At 72.7% G+C, this 14,014-nt stretch carries 16 protein-coding genes; all 16 read right to left on the minus strand.

Translation table 11 applies throughout. The annotated features are described in order from the left end of the window. On the minus strand, positions 1 to 715 hold a 715-nt coding region (locus tag BJ965_RS38590; RefSeq protein WP_184918193.1), incomplete at its 3' end, for a protein spdB. Between the two features lie 2 nt (positions 716 to 717). After that, entirely contained in the window at positions 718 to 1,023 is a 306-nt protein-coding gene (locus tag BJ965_RS38595; protein WP_184918196.1) for a hypothetical protein, read from the minus strand. After that, positions 1,020 to 2,930, minus strand: coding sequence for an FtsK/SpoIIIE domain-containing protein (locus tag BJ965_RS38600; RefSeq protein ID WP_184918200.1), 1,911 nt, complete (start codon positions 2,928 to 2,930; stop codon positions 1,020 to 1,022). Before BJ965_RS38600 ends, BJ965_RS38595 begins: the two co-directional genes overlap by 4 nt. A 205-nt stretch (positions 2,931 to 3,135) precedes the next feature. Continuing rightward, a complete protein-coding gene (locus tag BJ965_RS38605) occupies positions 3,136 to 3,372 on the minus strand; it encodes a hypothetical protein (protein WP_184918203.1) in 237 nt (78 codons plus the stop codon). Positions 3,373 to 3,882: 510 nt separating this feature from the next. Next, on the minus strand, positions 3,883 to 4,122 hold the full coding sequence (locus BJ965_RS38610) for a hypothetical protein (RefSeq protein WP_184918206.1): 240 nt from the start codon (positions 4,120 to 4,122) through the stop codon (positions 3,883 to 3,885). Between the two features lie 637 nt (positions 4,123 to 4,759). Next, entirely contained in the window at positions 4,760 to 5,818 is a 1,059-nt protein-coding gene (locus BJ965_RS38615) for a rolling circle replication-associated protein (RefSeq protein WP_184918209.1), read from the minus strand. A gap of 565 nt (positions 5,819 to 6,383) precedes the next feature. Then, positions 6,384 to 6,632: a hypothetical protein gene (locus BJ965_RS38620; protein WP_184918212.1), complete on the minus strand. Its 249-nt coding sequence runs from the start codon at positions 6,630 to 6,632 to the stop codon at positions 6,384 to 6,386. An 11-nt stretch (positions 6,633 to 6,643) separates the two neighbouring features. Continuing rightward, positions 6,644 to 6,847, minus strand: coding sequence for a hypothetical protein (locus tag BJ965_RS38625; RefSeq protein ID WP_184918215.1), 204 nt, complete (start codon positions 6,845 to 6,847; stop codon positions 6,644 to 6,646). Next, complete coding sequence (locus BJ965_RS38630; RefSeq protein WP_184918218.1) at positions 6,847 to 7,722, minus strand: protein spdB; 876 nt, start codon at positions 7,720 to 7,722, stop codon at positions 6,847 to 6,849. Before BJ965_RS38630 ends, BJ965_RS38625 begins: the two co-directional genes overlap by 1 nt. A 2-nt stretch (positions 7,723 to 7,724) precedes the next feature. Next, positions 7,725 to 8,030 (minus strand): hypothetical protein, encoded by a 306-nt coding sequence (locus BJ965_RS38635; protein ID WP_184918196.1) that lies wholly within the window; start codon positions 8,028 to 8,030, stop codon positions 7,725 to 7,727. After that, positions 8,027 to 9,937 carry an FtsK/SpoIIIE domain-containing protein gene (locus BJ965_RS38640; RefSeq protein WP_184918200.1) on the minus strand — a complete coding sequence of 637 codons (1,911 nt, stop codon included), beginning with the start codon at positions 9,935 to 9,937 and terminating at the stop codon, positions 8,027 to 8,029. Before BJ965_RS38640 ends, BJ965_RS38635 begins: the two co-directional genes overlap by 4 nt. A 205-nt stretch (positions 9,938 to 10,142) precedes the next feature. Further along, complete coding sequence (locus tag BJ965_RS38645; RefSeq protein ID WP_184918203.1) at positions 10,143 to 10,379, minus strand: hypothetical protein; 237 nt, start codon at positions 10,377 to 10,379, stop codon at positions 10,143 to 10,145. 510 nt (positions 10,380 to 10,889) lie between these two features. Next, on the minus strand, positions 10,890 to 11,129 hold the full coding sequence (locus BJ965_RS38650) for a hypothetical protein (RefSeq protein ID WP_184918206.1): 240 nt from the start codon (positions 11,127 to 11,129) through the stop codon (positions 10,890 to 10,892). Between the two features lie 637 nt (positions 11,130 to 11,766). Next, positions 11,767 to 12,825: a rolling circle replication-associated protein gene (locus BJ965_RS38655; protein ID WP_184918209.1), complete on the minus strand. Its 1,059-nt coding sequence runs from the start codon at positions 12,823 to 12,825 to the stop codon at positions 11,767 to 11,769. A gap of 565 nt (positions 12,826 to 13,390) precedes the next feature. Beyond that, the gene (locus tag BJ965_RS38660) at positions 13,391 to 13,639 is read right to left on the minus strand and encodes a hypothetical protein (RefSeq protein WP_184918212.1); all 249 of its coding nucleotides are present in this window, start codon (positions 13,637 to 13,639) and stop codon (positions 13,391 to 13,393) included. An 11-nt stretch (positions 13,640 to 13,650) separates the two neighbouring features. Next, positions 13,651 to 13,854 (minus strand): hypothetical protein, encoded by a 204-nt coding sequence (locus BJ965_RS38665; protein ID WP_184918215.1) that lies wholly within the window; start codon positions 13,852 to 13,854, stop codon positions 13,651 to 13,653. Between the last annotated feature and the right edge of the window lie 160 nt (positions 13,855 to 14,014).

Consider the following 14,014-nt stretch of genomic DNA (forward strand, 5'->3'; position numbering starts at 1 on the left):
CGTCGTCGCTCAGCGCGGGCGCGGCCTCGATGGCGGCCACCGGCTCGATTGGCCCCCAGACGGGGAGGTCCCATCGGGGCTGTGACGCGGGCGTGACGCGCTCTGTCACGCAGGTCAGAGCCCGTGCGGTGCCGTCGCCTTGGCGGGCCGCCTCCAGCACCGACCAGGCCCCGGAGAGGGACTCGGCGGTCTTGGCCTGGACGCGTGCGACACGTGCCCCGGCTTCCGTCACGGCCGTCAACCGGGTCTCCTCGGTGGCGGCTTCGGCCCGCAGCCGGGCACGGGCCACGGCTGCCTCGTCGCGGGCTTCCTGCTGGATTCCCTGGATGGCTTCCAGGGCGTCCGGGGTGAGCGCGGTGCGCTCCCACAGCCCGTGCACGAGCCAGAGCGCCTTTGCCGCGAGGGGGAGCCAGGCGACGGCCAGCCACGGGCCGGGGGAGTCCTCCCCGACCGCGTGGGCGACCAGGACGCCGGTCGCGATTGCGCCGAAGCCCCACCCGACGCCGGTCACCACGGCGTTGTGGTCGCCCTGGGCGGCGAGGCGCCGGTCGTAGGCGAGGGCGGCGAGCCATCCGCCGTCAATGCCCAGGCCGACGACCAGGGCTACGCCCCAGTGCATCGAGCCCCCCAGCCACATCACGACCACGGCCAGGGTCAGGACCATGGACACCGCCGTCATGGCGACGGCCGGGAGCGCGGTCTTCACGTTGCGCATGGTCACTTCCCCTTCCGGATCTCGCGGATCAGCAGATAGCCGATGCAGCCGCCGACCGTGACCGCGACCGCGACCAGGGCGACCGCGAGGAACAGCCCGGTGAGGACGCAGGCGCAGGCGGCGCCGCCAGCAATCCATGCGGCAATGGTCCCGGCGGACCGGCGGGGAGCCGGGGCGTGGGTCGAGCAGCTGCACGCGGCCGGGGCCGCCTGGGCGGCCTGCACCACGGCAAGGATCTGGGCGAGTTGCGCGGCCTGGGTCTCCGCCTGCCGGGCGTCGGCCACGGCCTGGGTCAGGTCGGTGCTCATGCCGACACCTCCCCGGCCTGCGTGGCGAGGGACAGGACGCCGTCCTCGTCGCGGGCGACTTCCCCGGCCTCAACCAGCGACTTGACCGCCTTGGAGACGCTGCCCTTGTTGATGCCGGTCACGTTGGCGACGTCGGCCACCGTGCGGGAGCCCGATCCGATCGCGGCCGCGACCTTCTCCCGGTTGGTCGGCTGGGACTTCGGCTGGGCCGGGACCGCAGCCGCGGGCGGGGCCAGCTCGTAGTCCTCGCCCTTGACCAGGCGCAGGGGAGCCGGGGCGGATGCGCCGGCCGTTCCGGCAGGCGCCTCCTTGCGGTGCCATGGCGTGCGGGCCGGGAGGGAGGTCACGACCTTGTCGTCGGAGGCGTCCCAGACGGCCACGGGCGACTGCTCCATGTCGCGGCCGGTGCCACGGACGTAGGCCAGGCCGGGGCCGGGGAGCATGTGGTTCTGCCAGCCCTTGCCCATGATCTGCTGCGTCTCGGTCTGGCCCGCCGTCTGGAGGACGACGCGCACGCTCATGTTGCCGATGATCTGGCTGGGGATGCCCTCGCCCACGGTCGGCTTCTGCGTGCACCACAGCAGGTCCACGAGCCGCGACCGGCCCTGTCGGGCGATCTGCTCCAGGCCGGGCAGGATCGGCACCTTCCGGGAGTCCATCGCCATCAGGTCGGCGCCTTCGTCGACCAGGACCACGAGCCGGGGCCGCTCCTCGGTCGCCTGCCATGTCGCGATCTGCCGCTCACGCATCAGGTCCCGGCGGGAGAGCATCTCGTCGACCAGCTCGGCCACGACCTCCGAGATGTCCTCGGGGTCGATGGCCTCCCGGGCGCAGTGCCGCCACAGGCCGGACTCCTCGCCCTTGGCGTCGAGGTAGATCACCGCCGACATCGGGTCGAGCGCGTACGGGGCGAGGATCGCCCGCAACAGCACCGACTTGCCCGCGCCGGACGTGCCCGCGATGACCTTCCGGCCGTGGGGGAGGGTGACCACCTCGCCCGTGCCTGTGTCCAGGCCGATGCCCTGACGCTCCGGGGTCCAGAGCAGGGACGCGCCGTCAACAGCCGTGCGGGTGCCCAGGGTCAGGACCGCCCAGCCGCCCCGGTCGCCCGCCCTGATCCGCAGCCGCAACGCGGTTCGGCACCCGAGCAGGTTCCTGATGTGCGACTCAGCACCGGCGAGCTTCGCCACGTCCCACTGACCGTCCAGCCGGATCGGGCACGTAATGCCCGCGCCGCCGAGCTGCGGCACGCCGGTCACGGTGCCGCCCAGTCCACGGTCGGGGGCGTGCTGGACCCAGTACGCGGGGTCGAGCCGCTCCATGAGCTGGCGCTCTTCCAGGCTCGCGCCGTCGTCGACGACCACGGTCAGCTTCCGCCGACCCAGCCACAGCGCGCCCGCGTTGAGCGCGATGAGCCCGGCCGAGACGGACGCGGGCCACAGCGTCCACTGCTCCGCCGTTGACATCAGCCACGAAGCCCCGACGCCCGGCACCGTGTGCACCGCGTGAGCCTGAACGGCGCGCGTCGTCAGGGTCGCCGGGTAGTCCCGGCGGGCCGACTTCAGCGCGGCCTTGGCCTGCTCGCGGTGCTGGCGCGCCGCCTTGTCCGCCGTCCTCGCGGCCTTCCGCCCGGCACTGAACGGGTTCTTGGACGCCGACCGCGCCACCGTCCGCTGACTGCGAGCCGTCGCGGCCGTCGACCGCGCGCTGTTGTGGGCGCGCTGGGCGTCCATGAGCTTCTTCAGGTTCTCCGGGGTCCGGAGCTTCGTCCTGCGGTCCGCCTCCGTGTCCCAACGGAGCGCGAGCGGAGCGGCCATGGGCGCCAGCGCGTCGAGCGTGTTCGTGATCGTTGCCAGGGCCGACTTGGTCGGCTCTGTGATCTTCGTAGAGACTGCCTTCAGGTCCACGGTTGTCCTTCCTATGGGTTCGTGGATCTAGGGCCGGATTGCCGTTCCAGCGGCGGTCCGGCCCGCCTGTTTTGGGTGAGTTGCTCCCCACGGTTGCGGCGCGGTCCCCGGTTGACCCCGCAACCCGCGTGTGACCTGCGGGTTTCCAGGTTGACCCCGTTTCCGGGGAGGGGGCCCTACGCGTGCGCGCGCGAGGGACGCATGATCAACCGGCCTCCGGGGCGTCCGGCTTGGCCCACGCCCGGACCGTGTTCGGGGCGACTGCCGTCAGCTCCGTGATCCGGCGGATCGGCACTTCCATCCGGCGGGCCTCACGGACCAACGGCCGCAGCTCGACGTCAACGGCCTCCAGGGCGGCGAGGAGTTCGATCCTGCGTCGGCCTGGCTCGCGGAGAGCCTCGGCTGCGTCGTCCCGGAGCTGACCGGGTGTCTTCTGCGTCATGCGGTTCACACTTACACGCTACGTCCGACATGCGCAAGGCATGACACTCTGAATGGCTGGAAATAGCCTGCGCTTTTTGCGGTACAACTTTCTCTACGTCATCAAGGCGGCCCTGCGGGCCGCGCGGCCCGGCCCTCGCCCGGGCCGCCGCTCCTGTCTCCGCCCCGCTCCGCCCCGGCCGCCGACCGGGCCGCCGGAGAAGTAATCCTGGGTTAAGTCCCGCCGGACCGGGCGGCATCCCGCCGGGGTTTACGCGCGCCAGCTCCGCCGACTGCGGCCACGTCGTTGTGCGCGTGGACCGGGCCAGCGGGGAGGGGTGGGGGGCTCGAAGCGCTGTACGGCCGTCTGAGCGCCTAGAAGCCTCCCGAACCGCCGTACCCCCGCCGTCACACCAGACGGACGCGTAAGGCGACCTGACGGCCCGTCGTGGGCTCATGGGGGGCGGCTGCTGCCGCGATGTGGCTGGGCCCGTCGTGGGCGCTCCGCTCAGCGCGGCGCCGTCGTGGCCGTTCATCCGGCTGTCCGTCCGTGGGCAGCGATGCGCCGGCGGAATCTCCGGACCTCGACCGCGACCGCTATCCGGCGTGCGGCGGGCGGGCCGCAGTAGACCGCGACGACCGGGCCCATGCCGACCACCACGGCGGGCCACAGCCCGAACAACTCCCGGGCGATGAGCGTCACTCCGACCAGCAGTAACGCGGCCAGCACCGCCGCGAGCACCTGGTCCTGGTCGTGGTCCTGGTGGTGCACGATCCCTCCCCGTGATCACTGATGCGAACGCACCTTAGGGATCACCACTGACAGCGTCAGCCCGTTTCCGGCCCGGGGCGGCCCGCTCCCGGCGGCGGAGGCAGCAAACGGCGCCGTTTGCGGATCGAGGGACCCTCGGGCATCGGGGCCGGTGCCCTGAACACCTGCGGCATGGCCAACTCGGTCTGCTGCGGCCCGGCCGGGGCTGTGGCCTGCGGCGGAGTTTCGTTCCCACGATTCTCCGGGGCCTGCCGAGTTTCGTTCCCACGAATCCGGCCCCGGCGCTGCTCGGCAGCCACCGCCTTGGCCACGGCGATGGCCACGGCCTCATCCAGGCGGCGCTTCTCCCATGCCGACTTCCGGCAGGTGGCCGAGCAGTAGCGGGGCGGGCGCCCCGTTGCGGCCAGCTCGAACGACTCTTGGCAGTGCTGGCAGACCCTCATGCGGTTCATGGCCCAGGACCGTACGCGGCAGGTCTTGTGGCGCGGCCGGTTGGGCGGCGAATCGGGGCGGGCGTGGATGCGCCGGCCGTTCGGCAGGCGCATCCACTCAACCGCGGATTCCGTCCCGGCCGGGAAGGCGCGTACGTCTTCGGGCGCCGCCGTACGTCACCGAGATGACGTACGGCGGCGAGCCGCTACGTCAGTAACGCGAGGGCGCGGGCCACGTTCGCGGCCAGGGACGGCCCGTCGTTCACGCAGAGGAAGCCCCGGCCGTTGCCAAGCCGGACGGTCCGGCGGCGAACCTTGCGGTACCGGACCTGCTCGGGCGCGGTGACGAGCTGGGCGCCCGCGAGCCCTACGACCTGGTCGACGGGCACGGGGACTCCGCCCCGGACGCGGCGCACGGTCCGCTGCTGGGTGACTCCTTGGGCGCGGGCGTACCGGCGCAGGATCCGCCCGGCCCACACGGCGGCCTCCGGGTGCAGCTCCACCCCGGCCGTCGCCGGGTCCAACCCCCAGTAGCCCCAGAACCGGCCCGGTCCGGCGCCCGGCTCCGACCAGGCGTCCGGCACCTGGTGCTGGTACTCCTTCGCGCTGAAGCTGCCGTGCTTGGTGAAGTACACGGCGAGCCGCCGGGGGTCGCGCATCCGCTCACCCTCGCGGAAGTCGACCGCCGTCCCGGCGAGCTGGTGGCGGCGCCGCTGCTCGAGGTCGGGGTGGTCGACGATGTCCGCCCACACGGCCGACAGCCAGTCCCGGTAGGTCAGTCCGTCCCCCACGGCGGGCCGGTAGCGGGTCGAGGTGAGCCGCCGGAGCTCCCCGGCGGTGCCTTCCGGCTCCGGCCCCCACAGGTGCAGGTGGGGCGCCCCACGGCGCTGAAACTCCAGCTTCCAGATGCCAGTGAAGGCGAAGCCCCACGCCCGCTCGAACCGCTTGCGGAACTGGTCCAGGTGGCGCTTGACCGCCTTGCCGGTTGGCGCCACGGCGAGCCAGTCGCCGGGGTAGGTCAGCGTGGTCATGGGCAGCCGGAGGCCCATCCGCAGAAGCGGTCCGTAGTCCAGCTCCGCAAGCCGACGCGTCATCCGGGCCCGGGACTTCCGGGACCACTCGGACACCACCCGCTCAGGCTCCGGATCTTCGGGCAGGTGCCCGTGTTCCAGCAGGTAGCGGGCCATTTCGTCGGCCCGCTTCCGGGCAGTCTCCTGAGCCCGCTCCGCCGTCCGCTCCCGCCGGGCCACGTCCGGCCACGACATGGAGACGACGCCAGGCGCGATCGTCAGCAGCGGGCGCGGCCCTTCCTCCCCGGCCCAGCCGGGGCGCTTCTGGAAGAGTCCGGCCGCCGCTGAGACCAGTTCCGGCGTCGGGAAGCTGAGCTGTGTTCCGTGCCGCTCACCTGCGGTTTCGCTTACACGGCGAGTTGTGGCACATGTAACAAGCCCCTCAGCCGCCCCGCCCGTCTCGGGCTGGGCAAGATCGCGGGGAGCTGCGGAGGAGGGGTGCTCGATCATGGCCCCACTCCGCTCACGCGGGGGGGTTAGCGGCGCAACAGCGGGCCGATGTGGCGATGGAGCGGTTTCGCTCCGTACTCTGAGCACGAGCAACGTTCCTGTTCTCGCCGTGGGTAAGCGGCGCGAGATTCGGGAGCGGACGGCCCGGGTGTGTTAGAACCCCGGGCCGTTGCTCATTACGGCTGGTGGTGATCCTGGCACTGATTGCGCCGTCTGTTCCCCCCGCCACTCCCAGACCCCTTTGGGGCTGGTGTGACTTGAAGGACCGAAAGCAGCCCCGCCGGTGATCCGGCGGGGCTTTGACGTGCGGTCAGGCCTGGGTTCGCCAGGCGTACGGCGGGAGGGTCCCGGCGGCCTTGAAGGTGCGGATAGCGGCTCCCTCAGGGGCGTTGGGCAGGGCGTAGACCTTGCCGCCCTCCAGCGAGGCGAGGAGCCGGGCGGCGTGGTGCTCGCATCCGTCCGCCCCGGCGTTGTGCCGGTCGAGCACCGTCACGACGGGCGGGCCGTCACAGGGGGTCGGGTCCTCGGGGTGGGCGGCGGCGCATCGGGTGTCGGTCATCGGTTCCCCCATCAGGCGGCGGTGGAGAGTCGGGCGGCGAGCTGGGCAGCGGCGGCGAGGATCACCCGCACGTCGCCCTCAGCCGTAGTCGGCAGAGCGGCCAGCGCGGGTGCCGGCGCCTGGGGCGGAGTCGGGGCCGGGGCCGGGCGGCGGCGCAGGGCCACCGCCAGGACCACGAGACTGACCGCGATCGAGAGCAGGTAGGCGAGTGCCATCACGCCGCCTCCCCGGCCTGGCCGGTGACGCGCCGCCAGGAGGACCGGAGCCGGGTCTCCCCGGCACTGTGGCCCGCCCGGCGGAAGCGCTCGGCGAGCTCGCGGTACGACATGGGCGGGGTCTTGCTGGCGCGGAGCTCCGCGACGATCCGGTCGAGGTCGTCGTCGCTCAGCGCGGGCGCGGCCTCGATGGCGGCCACCGGCTCGATTGGCCCCCAGACGGGGAGGTCCCATCGGGGCTGTGACGCGGGCGTGACGCGCTCTGTCACGCAGGTCAGAGCCCGTGCGGTGCCGTCGCCTTGGCGGGCCGCCTCCAGCACCGACCAGGCCCCGGAGAGGGACTCGGCGGTCTTGGCCTGGACGCGTGCGACACGTGCCCCGGCTTCCGTCACGGCCGTCAACCGGGTCTCCTCGGTGGCGGCTTCGGCCCGCAGCCGGGCACGGGCCACGGCTGCCTCGTCGCGGGCTTCCTGCTGGATTCCCTGGATGGCTTCCAGGGCGTCCGGGGTGAGCGCGGTGCGCTCCCACAGCCCGTGCACGAGCCAGAGCGCCTTTGCCGCGAGGGGGAGCCAGGCGACGGCCAGCCACGGGCCGGGGGAGTCCTCCCCGACCGCGTGGGCGACCAGGACGCCGGTCGCGATTGCGCCGAAGCCCCACCCGACGCCGGTCACCACGGCGTTGTGGTCGCCCTGGGCGGCGAGGCGCCGGTCGTAGGCGAGGGCGGCGAGCCATCCGCCGTCAATGCCCAGGCCGACGACCAGGGCTACGCCCCAGTGCATCGAGCCCCCCAGCCACATCACGACCACGGCCAGGGTCAGGACCATGGACACCGCCGTCATGGCGACGGCCGGGAGCGCGGTCTTCACGTTGCGCATGGTCACTTCCCCTTCCGGATCTCGCGGATCAGCAGATAGCCGATGCAGCCGCCGACCGTGACCGCGACCGCGACCAGGGCGACCGCGAGGAACAGCCCGGTGAGGACGCAGGCGCAGGCGGCGCCGCCAGCAATCCATGCGGCAATGGTCCCGGCGGACCGGCGGGGAGCCGGGGCGTGGGTCGAGCAGCTGCACGCGGCCGGGGCCGCCTGGGCGGCCTGCACCACGGCAAGGATCTGGGCGAGTTGCGCGGCCTGGGTCTCCGCCTGCCGGGCGTCGGCCACGGCCTGGGTCAGGTCGGTGCTCATGCCGACACCTCCCCGGCCTGCGTGGCGAGGGACAGGACGCCGTCCTCGTCGCGGGCGACTTCCCCGGCCTCAACCAGCGACTTGACCGCCTTGGAGACGCTGCCCTTGTTGATGCCGGTCACGTTGGCGACGTCGGCCACCGTGCGGGAGCCCGATCCGATCGCGGCCGCGACCTTCTCCCGGTTGGTCGGCTGGGACTTCGGCTGGGCCGGGACCGCAGCCGCGGGCGGGGCCAGCTCGTAGTCCTCGCCCTTGACCAGGCGCAGGGGAGCCGGGGCGGATGCGCCGGCCGTTCCGGCAGGCGCCTCCTTGCGGTGCCATGGCGTGCGGGCCGGGAGGGAGGTCACGACCTTGTCGTCGGAGGCGTCCCAGACGGCCACGGGCGACTGCTCCATGTCGCGGCCGGTGCCACGGACGTAGGCCAGGCCGGGGCCGGGGAGCATGTGGTTCTGCCAGCCCTTGCCCATGATCTGCTGCGTCTCGGTCTGGCCCGCCGTCTGGAGGACGACGCGCACGCTCATGTTGCCGATGATCTGGCTGGGGATGCCCTCGCCCACGGTCGGCTTCTGCGTGCACCACAGCAGGTCCACGAGCCGCGACCGGCCCTGTCGGGCGATCTGCTCCAGGCCGGGCAGGATCGGCACCTTCCGGGAGTCCATCGCCATCAGGTCGGCGCCTTCGTCGACCAGGACCACGAGCCGGGGCCGCTCCTCGGTCGCCTGCCATGTCGCGATCTGCCGCTCACGCATCAGGTCCCGGCGGGAGAGCATCTCGTCGACCAGCTCGGCCACGACCTCCGAGATGTCCTCGGGGTCGATGGCCTCCCGGGCGCAGTGCCGCCACAGGCCGGACTCCTCGCCCTTGGCGTCGAGGTAGATCACCGCCGACATCGGGTCGAGCGCGTACGGGGCGAGGATCGCCCGCAACAGCACCGACTTGCCCGCGCCGGACGTGCCCGCGATGACCTTCCGGCCGTGGGGGAGGGTGACCACCTCGCCCGTGCCTGTGTCCAGGCCGATGCCCTGACGCTCCGGGGTCCAGAGCAGGGACGCGCCGTCAACAGCCGTGCGGGTGCCCAGGGTCAGGACCGCCCAGCCGCCCCGGTCGCCCGCCCTGATCCGCAGCCGCAACGCGGTTCGGCACCCGAGCAGGTTCCTGATGTGCGACTCAGCACCGGCGAGCTTCGCCACGTCCCACTGACCGTCCAGCCGGATCGGGCACGTAATGCCCGCGCCGCCGAGCTGCGGCACGCCGGTCACGGTGCCGCCCAGTCCACGGTCGGGGGCGTGCTGGACCCAGTACGCGGGGTCGAGCCGCTCCATGAGCTGGCGCTCTTCCAGGCTCGCGCCGTCGTCGACGACCACGGTCAGCTTCCGCCGACCCAGCCACAGCGCGCCCGCGTTGAGCGCGATGAGCCCGGCCGAGACGGACGCGGGCCACAGCGTCCACTGCTCCGCCGTTGACATCAGCCACGAAGCCCCGACGCCCGGCACCGTGTGCACCGCGTGAGCCTGAACGGCGCGCGTCGTCAGGGTCGCCGGGTAGTCCCGGCGGGCCGACTTCAGCGCGGCCTTGGCCTGCTCGCGGTGCTGGCGCGCCGCCTTGTCCGCCGTCCTCGCGGCCTTCCGCCCGGCACTGAACGGGTTCTTGGACGCCGACCGCGCCACCGTCCGCTGACTGCGAGCCGTCGCGGCCGTCGACCGCGCGCTGTTGTGGGCGCGCTGGGCGTCCATGAGCTTCTTCAGGTTCTCCGGGGTCCGGAGCTTCGTCCTGCGGTCCGCCTCCGTGTCCCAACGGAGCGCGAGCGGAGCGGCCATGGGCGCCAGCGCGTCGAGCGTGTTCGTGATCGTTGCCAGGGCCGACTTGGTCGGCTCTGTGATCTTCGTAGAGACTGCCTTCAGGTCCACGGTTGTCCTTCCTATGGGTTCGTGGATCTAGGGCCGGATTGCCGTTCCAGCGGCGGTCCGGCCCGCCTGTTTTGGGTGAGTTGCTCCCCACGGTTGCGGCGCGGTCCCCGGTTGACCCCGCAACCCGCGTGTGACCTGCGGGTTTCCAGGTTGACCCCGTTTCCGGGGAGGGGGCCCTACGCGTGCGCGCGCGAGGGACGCATGATCAACCGGCCTCCGGGGCGTCCGGCTTGGCCCACGCCCGGACCGTGTTCGGGGCGACTGCCGTCAGCTCCGTGATCCGGCGGATCGGCACTTCCATCCGGCGGGCCTCACGGACCAACGGCCGCAGCTCGACGTCAACGGCCTCCAGGGCGGCGAGGAGTTCGATCCTGCGTCGGCCTGGCTCGCGGAGAGCCTCGGCTGCGTCGTCCCGGAGCTGACCGGGTGTCTTCTGCGTCATGCGGTTCACACTTACACGCTACGTCCGACATGCGCAAGGCATGACACTCTGAATGGCTGGAAATAGCCTGCGCTTTTTGCGGTACAACTTTCTCTACGTCATCAAGGCGGCCCTGCGGGCCGCGCGGCCCGGCCCTCGCCCGGGCCGCCGCTCCTGTCTCCGCCCCGCTCCGCCCCGGCCGCCGACCGGGCCGCCGGAGAAGTAATCCTGGGTTAAGTCCCGCCGGACCGGGCGGCATCCCGCCGGGGTTTACGCGCGCCAGCTCCGCCGACTGCGGCCACGTCGTTGTGCGCGTGGACCGGGCCAGCGGGGAGGGGTGGGGGGCTCGAAGCGCTGTACGGCCGTCTGAGCGCCTAGAAGCCTCCCGAACCGCCGTACCCCCGCCGTCACACCAGACGGACGCGTAAGGCGACCTGACGGCCCGTCGTGGGCTCATGGGGGGCGGCTGCTGCCGCGATGTGGCTGGGCCCGTCGTGGGCGCTCCGCTCAGCGCGGCGCCGTCGTGGCCGTTCATCCGGCTGTCCGTCCGTGGGCAGCGATGCGCCGGCGGAATCTCCGGACCTCGACCGCGACCGCTATCCGGCGTGCGGCGGGCGGGCCGCAGTAGACCGCGACGACCGGGCCCATGCCGACCACCACGGCGGGCCACAGCCCGAACAACTCCCGGGCGATGAGCGTCACTCCGACCAGCAGTAACGCGGCCAGCACCGCCGCGAGCACCTGGTCCTGGTCGTGGTCCTGGTGGTGCACGATCCCTCCCCGTGATCACTGATGCGAACGCACCTTAGGGATCACCACTGACAGCGTCAGCCCGTTTCCGGCCCGGGGCGGCCCGCTCCCGGCGGCGGAGGCAGCAAACGGCGCCGTTTGCGGATCGAGGGACCCTCGGGCATCGGGGCCGGTGCCCTGAACACCTGCGGCATGGCCAACTCGGTCTGCTGCGGCCCGGCCGGGGCTGTGGCCTGCGGCGGAGTTTCGTTCCCACGATTCTCCGGGGCCTGCCGAGTTTCGTTCCCACGAATCCGGCCCCGGCGCTGCTCGGCAGCCACCGCCTTGGCCACGGCGATGGCCACGGCCTCATCCAGGCGGCGCTTCTCCCATGCCGACTTCCGGCAGGTGGCCGAGCAGTAGCGGGGCGGGCGCCCCGTTGCGGCCAGCTCGAACGACTCTTGGCAGTGCTGGCAGACCCTCATGCGGTTCATGGCCCAGGACCGTACGCGGCAGGTCTTGTGGCGCGGCCGGTTGGGCGGCGAATCGGGGCGGGCGTGGATGCGCCGGCCGTTCGGCAGGCGCATCCACTCAACCGCGGATTCCGTCCCGGCCGGGAAGGCGCGTACGTCTTCGGGCGCCGCCGTACGTCACCGAGATGACGTACGGCGGCGAGCCGCTACGTCAGTAACGCGAGGGCGCGGGCCACGTTCGCGGCCAGGGACGGCCCGTCGTTCACGCAGAGGAAGCCCCGGCCGTTGCCAAGCCGGACGGTCCGGCGGCGAACCTTGCGGTACCGGACCTGCTCGGGCGCGGTGACGAGCTGGGCGCCCGCGAGCCCTACGACCTGGTCGACGGGCACGGGGACTCCGCCCCGGACGCGGCGCACGGTCCGCTGCTGGGTGACTCCTTGGGCGCGGGCGTACCGGCGCAGGATCCGCCCGGCCCACACGGCGGCCTCCGGGTGCAGCTCCACCCCGGCCGTCGCCGGGTCCAACCCCCAGTAGCCCCAGAACCGGCCCGGTCCGGCGCCCGGCTCCGACCAGGCGTCCGGCACCTGGTGCTGGTACTCCTTCGCGCTGAAGCTGCCGTGCTTGGTGAAGTACACGGCGAGCCGCCGGGGGTCGCGCATCCGCTCACCCTCGCGGAAGTCGACCGCCGTCCCGGCGAGCTGGTGGCGGCGCCGCTGCTCGAGGTCGGGGTGGTCGACGATGTCCGCCCACACGGCCGACAGCCAGTCCCGGTAGGTCAGTCCGTCCCCCACGGCGGGCCGGTAGCGGGTCGAGGTGAGCCGCCGGAGCTCCCCGGCGGTGCCTTCCGGCTCCGGCCCCCACAGGTGCAGGTGGGGCGCCCCACGGCGCTGAAACTCCAGCTTCCAGATGCCAGTGAAGGCGAAGCCCCACGCCCGCTCGAACCGCTTGCGGAACTGGTCCAGGTGGCGCTTGACCGCCTTGCCGGTTGGCGCCACGGCGAGCCAGTCGCCGGGGTAGGTCAGCGTGGTCATGGGCAGCCGGAGGCCCATCCGCAGAAGCGGTCCGTAGTCCAGCTCCGCAAGCCGACGCGTCATCCGGGCCCGGGACTTCCGGGACCACTCGGACACCACCCGCTCAGGCTCCGGATCTTCGGGCAGGTGCCCGTGTTCCAGCAGGTAGCGGGCCATTTCGTCGGCCCGCTTCCGGGCAGTCTCCTGAGCCCGCTCCGCCGTCCGCTCCCGCCGGGCCACGTCCGGCCACGACATGGAGACGACGCCAGGCGCGATCGTCAGCAGCGGGCGCGGCCCTTCCTCCCCGGCCCAGCCGGGGCGCTTCTGGAAGAGTCCGGCCGCCGCTGAGACCAGTTCCGGCGTCGGGAAGCTGAGCTGTGTTCCGTGCCGCTCACCTGCGGTTTCGCTTACACGGCGAGTTGTGGCACATGTAACAAGCCCCTCAGCCGCCCCGCCCGTCTCGGGCTGGGCAAGATCGCGGGGAGCTGCGGAGGAGGGGTGCTCGATCATGGCCCCACTCCGCTCACGCGGGGGGGTTAGCGGCGCAACAGCGGGCCGATGTGGCGATGGAGCGGTTTCGCTCCGTACTCTGAGCACGAGCAACGTTCCTGTTCTCGCCGTGGGTAAGCGGCGCGAGATTCGGGAGCGGACGGCCCGGGTGTGTTAGAGCCCCGGGCCGTTGCTCATTACGGCTGGTGGTGATCCTGGCACTGATTGCGCCGTCTGTTCCCCCCGCCACTCCCAGACCCCTTTGGGGCTGGTGTGACTTGAAGGACCGAAAGCAGCCCCGCCGGTGATCCGGCGGGGCTTTGACGTGCGGTCAGGCCTGGGTTCGCCAGGCGTACGGCGGGAGGGTCCCGGCGGCCTTGAAGGTGCGGATAGCGGCTCCCTCAGGGGCGTTGGGCAGGGCGTAGACCTTGCCGCCCTCCAGCGAGGCGAGGAGCCGGGCGGCGTGGTGCTCGCATCCGTCCGCCCCGGCGTTGTGCCGGTCGAGCACCGTCACGACGGGCGGGCCGTCACAGGGGGTCGGGTCCTCGGGGTGGGCGGCGGCGCATCGGGTGTCGGTCATCGGTTCCCCCATCAGGCGGCGGTGGAGAGTCGGGCGGCGAGCTGGGCAGCGGCGGCGAGGATCACCCGCACGTCGCCCTCAGCCGTAGTCGGCAGAGCGGCCAGCGCGGGTGCCGGCGCCTGGGGCGGAGTCGGGGCCGGGGCCGGGCGGCGGCGCAGGGCCACCGCCAGGACCACGAGACTGACCGCGATCGAGAGCAGGTAGGCGAGTGCCATCACGCCGCCTCCCCGGCCTGGCCGGTGACGCGCCGCCAGGAGGACCGGAGCCGGGTCTCCCCGGCACTGTGGCCCGCCCGGCGGAAGCGCTCGGCGAGCTCGCGGTACGACATGGGCGGGGTCTTGCTGGCGCGGAGCTCCGCGACGATCCGGTCGAGGT

This window comes from Streptomyces luteogriseus (assembly GCF_014205055.1).
GTDB lineage: Bacteria > Actinomycetota > Actinomycetes > Streptomycetales > Streptomycetaceae > Streptomyces > Streptomyces luteogriseus.